The organism is Candidatus Paracaedimonas acanthamoebae (genome assembly GCA_017307065.1).
Taxonomy (GTDB): domain Bacteria; phylum Pseudomonadota; class Alphaproteobacteria; order Caedimonadales; family Caedimonadaceae; genus Paracaedimonas; species Paracaedimonas acanthamoebae_A.
Genome location: JAFKGL010000021.1, coordinates 1 through 11976, shown reverse-complemented (window position 1 = coordinate 11976; position 11976 = coordinate 1). Strand labels below are relative to the sequence as shown.

The 11976-nt window shown below is 40.2% G+C and carries 8 protein-coding genes; 1 reads left to right on the top strand and 7 read right to left on the bottom strand.

What is annotated here, in order from left to right:
• The first annotated feature begins 164 nt into the window (after nucleotides 1-164).
• On the top strand, nucleotides 165-1508 hold the full coding sequence (locus tag J0H12_05410) for an MFS transporter (protein MBN9413341.1): 1344 nt from the start codon (nucleotides 165-167) through the stop codon (nucleotides 1506-1508).
• A gap of 331 nt (nucleotides 1509-1839) precedes the next feature.
• Here J0H12_05410 and J0H12_05405 read toward each other — a convergent pair whose 3' ends face one another.
• The 7 genes from J0H12_05405 to J0H12_05375 form a co-directional block, all read right to left on the bottom strand.
• Entirely contained in the window at nucleotides 1840-3735 is a 1896-nt protein-coding gene (locus tag J0H12_05405; GenBank protein ID MBN9413340.1) for a tetratricopeptide repeat protein, read from the bottom strand.
• 61 nt (nucleotides 3736-3796) lie between these two features.
• Nucleotides 3797-4315, bottom strand: coding sequence for a pantetheine-phosphate adenylyltransferase (gene coaD, locus J0H12_05400; GenBank protein MBN9413339.1), 519 nt, complete (start codon nucleotides 4313-4315; stop codon nucleotides 3797-3799).
• A gap of 168 nt (nucleotides 4316-4483) precedes the next feature.
• Nucleotides 4484-7165 (bottom strand): DNA gyrase subunit A, encoded by a 2682-nt coding sequence (gene gyrA / locus J0H12_05395; GenBank protein ID MBN9413338.1) that lies wholly within the window; start codon nucleotides 7163-7165, stop codon nucleotides 4484-4486.
• A gap of 94 nt (nucleotides 7166-7259) precedes the next feature.
• Complete coding sequence (ssb, locus tag J0H12_05390) at nucleotides 7260-7742, bottom strand: single-stranded DNA-binding protein (GenBank protein ID MBN9413337.1); 483 nt, start codon at nucleotides 7740-7742, stop codon at nucleotides 7260-7262.
• Between the two features lie 120 nt (nucleotides 7743-7862).
• Nucleotides 7863-9446, bottom strand: a complete 1584-nt coding sequence (locus J0H12_05385) for a hypothetical protein (GenBank protein ID MBN9413336.1) — start codon at nucleotides 9444-9446, stop codon at nucleotides 7863-7865.
• A gap of 151 nt (nucleotides 9447-9597) precedes the next feature.
• On the bottom strand, nucleotides 9598-11160 hold the full coding sequence (locus J0H12_05380) for a hypothetical protein (protein MBN9413335.1): 1563 nt from the start codon (nucleotides 11158-11160) through the stop codon (nucleotides 9598-9600).
• Nucleotides 11161-11312: 152 nt separating this feature from the next.
• Complete coding sequence (locus J0H12_05375) at nucleotides 11313-11603, bottom strand: integration host factor subunit alpha (protein MBN9413334.1); 291 nt, start codon at nucleotides 11601-11603, stop codon at nucleotides 11313-11315.
• Nucleotides 11604-11976: the final 373 nt, after the last annotated feature.

Here is an 11976-nt window from a genome sequence, read left to right as displayed (position 1 = left end):
ACCAAACCTTTAAATTTTGTTTTGTTTTTCTTTTCACTACCTTGATTTTTAATTAGAAACAACTCAAAAAAAGCTCATCATAGTGCCTTGTATAAAAAACTTGGTTGCATTTCACATACGATTCGTTAGGATCATGCCACGTTTTAGTTTTAAAAGGATAAAAAATGTCGATCGCCAAAGCGATAACCCAAGATATTTATCAGACTTTTCAAAAGCTTGCGAATGTAGAAAAGCATAGTTACCGCTATTGGCGGATTCGCATTTTATATTCGTCCATTATTGGATATGCTGCCTACTACCTTGTTAGGCAAAATTTCTCCATGGCAATACCTGGTTTAATGGATGAATTTGGATATACAAAAGTTGAAATGGGATGGATTGTAACGATCTTTTCGATTGTGTATGGGATTGGAAAATTTTTTAATGGGTATTTGAGTGATCGCTCAAATGCACGTTATTTTATGTCAATTGGCTTATTCTTATCTGCAATTGTTAGCATCTTTATGGGATTAGGCGTTGGTTTAAGCGCAATGGCCTTCATTTGGGGAATCAATGCGTGGTTTCAATCTATGGGATGGCCCCCTGCCGCACGTATGTTAACCCATTGGTTTAGCCCTAAAGAGTTAGGAACTAAGTGGGGATTGTGTGCTTCTTCTCACCAAATCGGTGCCGCTGTAATTTTGGTTTTAGCTGGCTATCTGATTGATGTTTTTGGCTGGCGTTCAGCTTTTATTGTCCCTTCTATTCTTGCATTTATTTTTTCTATTTTCTTATTCAATCGACTTCGAGATACACCTCAGGAAGTTGGCTTACCTTCTGTCGAAGAGTATAAAGGTGATGGCGTTTACAATCAATCGAGCGAGAGAATTACGATTCGAGAAGTCTTAACAGAGGTTTTCGGGAATAAACTTGTTTGGTACATAGGAATTGCAAATATGTGTCTTTATATTCCTCGGATTGGTGTTTTTACGTGGGCTCCAACATTTCTAAAAGAATTCAAAGGAGTCACATTACTCGTTGCAGGTTGGCAAACAGCAGGATTCGAAATGGCTGGATTGTTGGGAGGCATTCTTGCTGGATGGATTTCTGATAGACTCTTTGCAGGAAGAAGAGGGCCTGTTGGCGCTTTATTTTTACTCGGTCTTTCGGTGTGTTTGTTTGCTATTTGGCTGATTCCTAGAGGGCATCCTTTCTTGGATACGATTGCTCTCATGGTTGCAGGTTTTCTTGTTTATGGCCCTCAAGTCTTGGCAGGCGTGGCGTGTGCTGATTTGACCTCCAAAAGAGCTGTTGGGGTGGCTATTGGTTTCACGGGAAGTTTTGCTTACGCAGGTTCCGCAATTTCTGGTGTGGGAATTGGCGCAATTGTTGAAAATTATGGGTGGCCTGCGGGTTTCATTTTATTTATTGTGACGTCTCTCATCGGGGCCTTTTTCTTTTCTTTAACATGGAATCATCGTTCTAAGAATTTAAATTCGAGTGAAGAAAAGCCTGAAGCCACAGAATGATAAGATATAGGCTCAATAAAATCTTCTTCTTTGCTAGGCACACAGTATTTAAAATCTTTGTAATAAATTCAAAGAGTAATTTATTTTTTAAATGATATGCTTTTTTAGGGGAGGGGGGGTGCAAAAATTACGCTGCTCATCCTTGATGAAAAATATTACAAAGAATAATCGAGAGTTTTGTTCTCTAAAAAGTTTTTGAGTTTTCGAGCGCAAAGCTTGAAAAAGGGGCAAAGACAAGTTCTTTGGTCCTACGTCTCCTAGACGTGAAGCCTCCCTGTTTAAACTTGGCCGGGGTTTTTACCCCGGCTCTTTTTATCCTCAAATTGATCTTTTAATAATAAAGGAAGCTTGCGATCTGAGTGATCTGCTCGTTAAAATCTTCATCTTGCCACCAAGCAACGGGCGCAATATCCCCTGTTCGGAATTCACGATAGAGAGGAGCCGCATACTTAAGCATCATGACTTGATTATTATAAGGTGTAAACCAGTCCTTATTGCGTATTTCAAGCTCAGTAAGATTGGTTGGGGCGTCATGAGGATTATTAAAAGCGTGTTGAATTTCGGCAATATTTTTATCATGAGATCTTGGCGTAATTAAATATGTCACCGATTTGCGCAAGCTACTTGTGGTTTCTTGAGAGAAGAAATATTGAAGACCTGGAATATCTTGTAAGATCGGAAATCCGGATCTATCTGACTGATCTTCATGAGAATTAATTCCACCCAACATGAGGGTTTCTCCCAATTTCATTTCAACAGTTGTTTTGACATGACTTGTTTGAATGGATGTAAAAGTTTCCGTTACGTTGTTTGTCGTATCGGGAGTTAGACTTCCAAGAACCTCAATTTCAAGAAGTACTCGGTCTCCTTCAAGGGAAAGAGGCGTTACTTTTACTGTAATACCTGTTGGCGTCTTTGAGATGTTACCACCATATTGGCCTCCGAGACCTAAAACAAGATCTGTACCAGCATAAAATTCAGCATTTTTACCCACGATCGTTGTAATGGAAGGACGATCTAGAACTTTAATGCGTTCACTATAAGCATTTGCAATATTTAAACTATAGCTTACGCTTCCAAAAGAAACACCTTGGGTAAAAAGGCGAGAGACTGAAAGAGGAGAACCTCCTCCAGTTATTGTTGCTGGTAAGTTTGTAACGCCAGGGAAAATAGGATTACCTTGAAAATCTATCGCAGTCGATGTTCCAGCGACTGTACCTGGAATTCCATGTCCTTTGGCTTTCATATGAGTTCCTGGAGCGAGGGTTAATGAGAAGTTTTCAAGTATATTACTTCCCTTCGTCGTTGTTCCAAGTTCACTAATTCGCATCACAATTGCGTCAATAGCCACCATTTGAGCTGGTGTTGTAGGAGCTTGAGCCGCTGGAGCAGCGGGCTTTTCACTTGCAGCAGCATTTGGATCTGCAGAAGCGTCAGCGCTTCCATTTGGATCACCAGCAGCACCGTCTTCAGCTTGGGCAAGCATAATAATGCCACTGTCGTATAAACGTTTCCATTCATCAATACGACGCTTTGCCATTTGTGCTTGAGATTTGTTCTCAGATAATTTTTCATATTTTTTAAAATAATCATTGGCTTGTGAGGATTTTCCTGCGGCCGCCATAATCATTCCGGCAGCACGATAAGCTTCGGATTTATTTGGAGACGCTTTGATATACCGTTCAATGGAAGCTTGAGCTGTTTTAATATCGCCAAGATAATAAGAAGTTGAGGCAAGTTCATATAACGCCGCAAGATTATTAGGTTCAATTAAAAGGACGTTTGCAAATTCTTCTTGAGCTCTTTTAAAATCTTTTTGTTGTTTTTTAACACGGCCTAGTTGTAAGGACGCAATGCTATTTGAAGGCTCAAATTTAAGAGCTTGATTATAGCCTGCTTCTGCAATTTCAAGCTGCGATATATCGCCTTTACGAGCCATAAGTTGATAGGACATGGCATTCAAAGTATGAAGCCAAGAGTTTGTAGGATCATCTACAAGAGCAATGTTAAAAATCTCTGAAGCTTTATTATACTCTTCCGCTATTAAGGCTTGGATACCTTCTTTCACAAGAACTTTTTCTTCAGAATTCGATTTTTCAGCCAAGATTTGTTCTAAAGTTTTGCCGTGAAGGGTTGATTTTTCATGGATGTTTGATGTTGGTTCATCGGCACATCCCGTCAGCATAAGAACAGCCATAGCTGTTAGAGATATCTGTAATTTTTTCAATTTTTCCTCCCTTAATTAATAAAATTTAATTCAAATTTTATTTAATCTTAGAAAGAAAGTATTAATTTTTGGTTGATTTTTCTAAAAATTTTTTAGCCACAAAGGGAGAGACAAAAGGCGTTACATCACCGCCTAATTGAGCAACTTCTTTAATCATGCTTGACGAAATGAATTGATAACGTTCTGAAGCCATTAAGAAGATAGTCTCAAGGTCAGGAGAAAGAGATGTATTCATACCAACAAGCTGGAGTTCATATTCAAAATCTGAAACAGCTCTTAATCCTCGGATGAGAGTGCTGGCGCCAACTTGCTTAGCAAAGTTAACGAGTAATGTGTCGAAAGACTGAACTTCAATATTATTTAGATTTTTTTCTTCAGAAAGAGTCTTAATTTCATTTTGTACAAGTTGAAAGCGTTCTTGCAAAGAAAAAGTTGGATTTTTTCCTGCATTGATTGCAATTGCGATAATAATTTTATCAAAAAGTAAGGCTGCCCGCTGGATGATATCTCGATGACCTTTTGTGATGGGGTCAAAGGTTCCTGGATAAACGGCAATACGTTGAGACGATCTTGAAGTCATTCTTAACTCCTTAGCTATACTTAAAGCGTCACCCTTATATAAAAAAGATACAAGTCCGCTGAAAATTTTCTCTGTTTGGCGTCATTAAAGGGAGAGTGACAAGTATAGTATAAACTAAGTTATTTAATTTATTAAAATACTTGCCTTCTATTATAGTAAAGTTTCTCTTTAAACTTGCGGCTCAGGAGCTACTTCATCAGCCGTTGAGTTTGAGTCATCATCACCTTCTTCTTCCTCACTTCCTTGATTTGGAATGCGAGCAACTGAGACGACTTGCTCTTTATTATCAATTCTGAAGAGCATCACCCCTTGAGCTTGTCGACCACAAATTCGAATATCTTTTACAGGAAGGCGAATAAGTTGGCCTGCATTGGTAACGAGAACAAGTTGATCTTCTCCTTCAACAACGAAAGATGCAACAATTTTTCCTGTTTTCGGAGTGAGTTTGGTGTTCGTAACGCCTTGGGCACCACGATTGGTGACTCGGAATTCATAAGCAGAGGTCCGTTTACCCATCCCATTTTCTGTGACAGAAAGAATAAATTGTTCGCTGGCTTCAAGCTCCTTAAAACGCTCAGGAGAGAGTTCAAAGTTACTATTTTCAGTGATTTCTTCCATCTCTTCGACGTCATCGCCCCCGCGAAGCTTGCGGGATTGGCGAATATAGGCATCGCGCTCTTCGATTGTGGCTCTGGCACTATCAAGAATACTCATTGAAATCACACGATCCCCTGAGGCTAGACGAATGCCCAACACACCTGTGGAACTTCGGCTTGCAAAGACACGTAGACTTTCAACAGGGAAGCGCACGCTGCGTCCTTCTTTTGAGGAGAGTAAAAGATCTTGGTGATTATGGCAGGCTCGAACGGCAATCAGTTTTTCGCCGTCTTCGAGTTTCATCGCAATCTTTCCATTGGCCCGGACATTCAAGAAGTCATCAATAGAGTTACGACGCACAGTTCCCGAAGAAGTCGCAAACACAATCGACATGTTTTTAAGTTCTTCTTGATCTTTAGGAAGAGGAAGAACAGTTGCAATTGTCTCACCTTGTTCAAACGGTAGGACGTTAATAATAGGCTTTCCTAAAGATTGAGGAGTTCCTTGAGGAAGTTGATAAACTTTCAACATGAAAGCTTTGCCGCCAGAAGAGAAGAAAAGAACAGGGGTATGTGTATCGGCAACGACTACATCTCTGACAAAGTCTTCTTCTCGAGTGGACATTCCAGAACGGCCTCGGCCTCCGCGCTTTTGTGAGCGATAAGTGGAAAGAGGAACACGTTTAATATAGCCATTTTGACTGACAGTGACGACCATATCTTCACATTGAATAAGGTCTTCAATATCAAATTCGCCTGCAGCTTCTTCAATTGTTGTGCGACGTGGTGTGGCAAATTGTTCTTTTACTTCAATAAGTTCTTGGCGCATCAAAGCATAAAGCTTTTCACGGGAGGCAAGGATGGAAAGATATTCTTTTATTTGGTCCACGATTTGTTGAAGTTCATCGGCAATCTTGTCGCGCTCAAGACCTGTTAAACGATGAAGTCTTAAATCTAAGATGGCTCGGGCTTGGGCTTCTGACAAGCGATAAGTCCCATTACTGAAGGTATTTCCAGGTTCGGCTACCAATTCAATTAAAGGGGCCACTGAATCTGCAGGCCACGTCCTGTTCATCATTTGCTCGCGCGCTGTTTGCGGATCTGCAGCCTTCTTGATCAGGGCAATCATTTCATCAATATTGGCAACAGCAATTGCAAGACCAATCAATAAATGAGCCCGTTCACGCGCTTTCTTAAGATCAAATTTAATACGACGAACAATGACATCTTCCCGAAATTCAATAAAAGCCTTAATAACATCTTTAAGGCCCATTTGACGAGGTTGACCTTTATCAAGAGCTAAAGCATTCACGCCAAAAGAAGTTTGTAAAGGTGTATGTCGATAAAGTTGATTGAGAACAACATCTGGGACAGCATCGCGCTTAAGTTCAACGACAACGCGAACACCTTCACGATCTGATTCATCGCGAAGATCGGAAATTCCCTCAATAATCTTTTCTTTTACGACCTCGGCCATGCGTTCAATCATGCGAGCCTTATTCACTTGATAAGGAACTTCAGTGATAATAATCGCAGTGCGGTCTTTACGAATTTCTTCGATTTGAACGCGTCCCCGCATAATCACGGATCCACGTCCTGTATGAGCAGCTTCTCGAATGCCTGCACGGCCTAAGATAACGGCTCCTGTTGGGAAATCGGGCCCCGGAACATACTGAAGAAGTTCATCAACGGTGATGTCAGGATTGTCAATATACGCAAAACAAGCATCGATCACTTCGCCTAAGTTATGAGGAGGGATGTTGGTGGCCATACCGACCGCAATACCGCCTGCACCATTCACCAAAAGATTGGGAAAACGGGAAGGTAAAACACTCGGTTCCGTTGTGCTGCCATCATAGTTAGGCTTGAAGTCGACGGTTTCTTTTTCAATATCTTCAAGTAAGAATTGAGAAACTTTCGCAAGGCGTGCTTCTGTATAACGTTCCGCCGCAGGAGGATCGCCATCCATGGAACCAAAGTTTCCTTGGCCATCAATCAAGGGTAAGCGCATAGAAAAATCTTGGGCTAAACGCGCAAGAGCTTCATAAATGGGCGCATTACCATGAGGGTGGTATTTCATCATCACGTAACCCACAGCACTTGCCGATTTACGGTAGGGGCGATCAGGATTATTTCCGGATTCTTTCATCGCGTAGAGAATGCGTCGGTGGACAGGCTTCAAGCCATCACGCACATCAGGAAGGGCACGGCTTACGATCACGCTCATCGCATAATCGAGATAAGAACGGCGCATTTCCTCTTCAAGTGAAACGGGGGTAATATCTGAGCTTAAGGGACCAGTGGCTTGCGTCAAGACCAACTCCTTTATTCGAGAAAATAGTTAATTATTAAAAAGGGATCTCGTCATCAAGATCAGATTCAGAACTGTGGTTTTGAGAAAAATTCTGGCTTGGTTCATAAGAGAGGCCGCCACCATATGAGGGTTCACTTAAAGAAGAGGATGTTGAGCTTCCCTCTGAGCGACCATCAAGCATGGTGAGTTCGCCTCTAAATTTAGCAAGAACAACCTCTGTGGTGTATTTTTCTTGCCCACTTTGATCAGTCCATTTACGGGTTTGAAGCTGTCCTTCTATGAAAACTTTTGCACCTTTGCGAAGGTACTTTTCACAGACGTCAGTTAAGCGGTCGTTGAACACGACAACGCGATGCCACTCTGTACGGTCTTTCCGTTCACCCGTCGTGCGATCTTTCCATGCTTCAGAAGTTGCAATTGAAAGCTGAACAATCTTTGTACCGTCTTGGGCATGTCGTATTTCGGGATCGCGTCCCAAATTGCCTACAAGAATGACTTTATTTACTGAACCTGCCATAAGAAACCTCATCGATAAATAGTGCTTTTCTTTATAAGACATTCCAGGGACGTTGGCTATCGTAAAATGCAGTTAACGTGAGGGAGACGTGATTTAATGTTGTCTGTCTCTCAATAGTTCTTATTCATAGCGTCCTCGATCCCACAAAATATGCATTAAGGAATGCGGGACATTGTAAAAACTGATTTTGTCATGAGCCTCCATAAAGGCAAGAATTTTGTCTTTATCCCATCCGTACAAATAAATAAGTTGGAGCGCATCAAGAATACGTTGCTTGCAATATCCTTGATATTCATCTTTGCTGACTTTTTGTTTCCCATGAGAAGGTTCAAAAAAGGCTCTGAATTCATTGCCATTCACGGTAATTGCTTTTTTTCCATGGCCTGCTTTACGAACGGAAACTGCAGGAAAAAAGGATTCTAGTAAGTTTATTTCTTGATCGATCTCTGTTTTTTTGACGACTCTTGAGTGGCGTAAATCTTCAAGACGTTCAAGGGCTTCATTCCTTTGTTGATCGCTTTCTGAAAATTTTATGGGGGAGTGGATTGTGGGGCCAGAGGCTGGGACGTTTTCTTGAGGAATTCCTTTTGTTTTGACTTTCTTCTTAGGCTGAATTGATATTTTTGGTGAGTCTTTCTTAGGAGCCGGAGAAGGTGCCAAGTTTTGAGGACTCGAAAGAAGAGAGATAGGGAGGACAGATTCAGATAAAGAGAGCGATTTTATTCTTTGGGGCGAATATTTTTTTGGGGAAACAAGAGGCAATAAGGCCTCATTTTTATGAGGAAGTTCTAAGGAAGAAGAGGGAATAAAATAAGAGTACACGCTATTCATCAAATTCCATCCCATCTGGAGCAAGGCTATATTCAAGCCTGTTTCTCCATGAGTCTTGAGCCCTTGAAAAATGAGGAACTTTAAAGGCGTTGAAAGAGATAAAGGATCAAGGCCTTCTTCTAGCCAAGATAAATAAAGAGAAATTGAATTCACAATTTTACAATAGCTGTCAAGGAGACCCATAAGAGGGATATTATTACGCGTTTCACCAGTGGAATATGTATATCCTATTTCATATAAATCATAGGCAGTGCTTGTGGCAACCATGCCGAGAAGAGAAAGATTTTCGACATCATAGAATTTTACCAGAGTGTAAAGCATATTAAATTTCAAGGCGATGTTTCCAAGATTTCTGGTTTGTTCAAAAATCACGCGCGTAAATTGGATATTCTGATCAATCGATTTTTGAATGTTTTCTGAAAGAATTTTTCCTTCTTTTCTCTTCTTTTTAGGCGACGAGGAAGCTTGTGCTTTTGAAACTTCTGACGCGTACCATTCACCCCCATAGCGAAGCATTTTTGTTGTGCTTGCAACAATCAGAGATAAACCAATCATTCCAGAAATTTGGCTTAAATTGTCATGAGTTATGGCATAAGAGGCGCTATAGATTGCCGTCCCAATGCCTGCATTGAACAATTGTTTTTGCCAATTTCGGGTTTTTTTTGTCAGGGGAGCGTCTTCTCCTCTCATTAAAGAAAGCGTGTGATGACCATATGATTTTAAGGTCGTAAACCAATTTTTTGTCCTGTCTTCTTGGTCTGAGTTGAAAACCGATGCTTTAGCAAGAGGCTGAAATGGGAGCATAGATATTAAAACAAGAATAAGTTTTATTGTTATCTTATCGAAAGAACACAGGACTATTTTTTTATTCATTTTTTTGTTTCCTGTTGAAGGCGTATTGGTTTCATCCTTCAACAAAAAAGTTAAATATTCATAAAACAATCTTGAAATTTTTTCGGTGTGTTCTCAGTGATAGGAGGAAAGTAAATAGAGATTTACTCTCTCAAGAGGGGAATACTTATTCTTATGCTTCGTGATTGCGATCCCACAAAATATGAAGAAGGAAAAGGGGAAAATTATAGAATCGGTTGATATGATGAGTATCCATAAATTCCGTAATTTTGTTCTCATTCCATCCATAGAGGTAGCCAACTTGCAGGGCATCAAGCACACGTGTTTTGCGATATCCTTTATACACATTTGACGATGCCTTATTTTGTTCGTGAGGGGGTTCAAAAAGGATACGAAACCTGTTTCCAGCCTCAAACTCAAGGATAATCGCTCGTTTCCCATGGCCACTATTTTCAAGGTGTGCATTTGAAAGAAATGCAAGAAGGTGATCTATTTCTTGATCAATTTTCGCTTCTTTCACTGTCCTTGATTGACGATATTTTTGAATTCGAGTCAAAGCATCTTGGCGTTGCTTATCGAGTTGTGTGGGGACAGCGGCGGGAGCTTGAGCAAGTAATGAGGGTGCAGCAATTGCAGGCTGTATCCATGGAGTGCCTCTTCGTTTTATTTTATTTTTCTTTGGTGGGAGGGTTTGTTCTTCTTGATTTCCTAGAAGTTGAGGGAGAGAAGAAGATGGTGTCTCACGAGAAGAAGGTATGGATAAAGGTAGAGGATCAGTTGGCAAAAGAAGTTGAGGGAGAGGCGGATGCTTCTTTTGACGTAAAGATGACGGTGCCATCACAGATTTTTCAATGTGGCGCTCGATAATCTGAGGGCTTTGTTTTAAATAGGAATGAAAACTATGAATAGTATTGCGGAAGATCTGAAAAATGTTTCCAACTATTTGAACATCACCATGGATTTGAAGAAGGCGATGAAATGCCCATTCAGAGGGAAAAATTGGCGTACTTTTAGTAAGAATATACTCTGGAGAAACTTGAAAATCTTGGTGATACCATTGCGCTTTTGGTCGATTGCTCCAGTCAGAAAAAAGCTTATGGGCGAGCAGGCTTTCACAATATCCATCAAGAATCCCTAAGATAGGAATATCACGACGTGCTTGTCCTATCGTATGCGTGTATCTTAGCTCATTTAAATTGTAAATAAGACCTCCTAGGAGGCTTGCAAGTAGAGTAGTATTTACGATGTCAATTGAGTCAGTATGATGGAAATGGATGTAAAGCGCGCTTAACTTTAAGGTCGCGTTAATAAGGTTTTGAGATTGTCTTAAAAAGACACCAAATACTCGCTTTTTTTCTTGCATGGTTTGGTCGAGTTTTTGGGACTGTTGCGAGGTAAGTCTTTTCCCTTTACCGGCAGGTGTGTGTTGTGCCTTCGCGACCGATTCACCATACCAGTTAAGACCCTCGCGGACAAAGGTCATAAGACTTGTAGAGATATAATAGGCCCCTATCATACTTAAGGTATGGGGAATCTCTTCGATTTCTGTGAGCGAAGAGGCTGCATAAGAAGCGCCAAGCGCAAGAGCCCCATAGCTGAGGCGTTTAATTTGCCCTTTCCAATAAGAAGTATTTTGTTCAGTTTTTCTGTCTTCCAAAATTTCTTGAGACGAGGCTTTAGCGAGGGAAGAAAAACAAAATGCTAGAACAAAAAGAAAGGGGAGTATTTTTCGCATTGATGGGAAGCCTTAAGTTACAAAAGATTATAAATAATTACCATTTTGACATTTTATCATCAATAAGAAAAAAAACGGAAATTAAAAAGGCCGGTTATTAACCATCTAAATGAATAAACAACCAGCCTTTTTTGAATAATAGTTTGAGTTGATTACTTCGCAACGCCATCTTTAAGGATATGAGAAGCACGAAAGGAAATAGTCTTACGCGGCGTGATCATCACTTCTTTGCCCGTTTTCGGATTGCGTCCAATGCGGTTATTTTTCTGACGTACATTAAAGCTTCCAAATGAGGAAAGCTTAAGTTCGCCCTCTTTTACGAGGCCAACAATCATTTGTTCCAGAATTTGCTCAAGAAGCTCCATGGAGCGATGGCGAGGAAAGCCGACATTCTCAGCAATTGCATCACTAATTTCAGCGCGCGTAAGAGTTTTTTCTGGCATGCTTCTCTTCTCCCAATATAAAAGTTAATAACTCATTGTATCTACATGGTATTATAAGGTCAAATAGAATCTTTAAATTTACCAAATTGAAAGTTTTTAAAGAGAGTCAGAAAAGAATTTTTTAAGGGAAAATTACCTTATTAACTTATTGATTTTAAACATTTTTATTCTAAATTTTTGAGGAGAATTTTCTTGAAAAATGTATCGTTTTGTGATAGTCTATAAGTAGATGGTCAGAGATGATGTTTTCTTCCTTGAAGGCCTTTAAAAAGCCTTCAATCTTCTTCAATAATTCCTCTCCTTCCGTCCTTTAAAATTAAGAGAGTCTAGCAAACTCTTAAGAGTTCTTTTTAACGCTCTTTTTTGAGCGAAT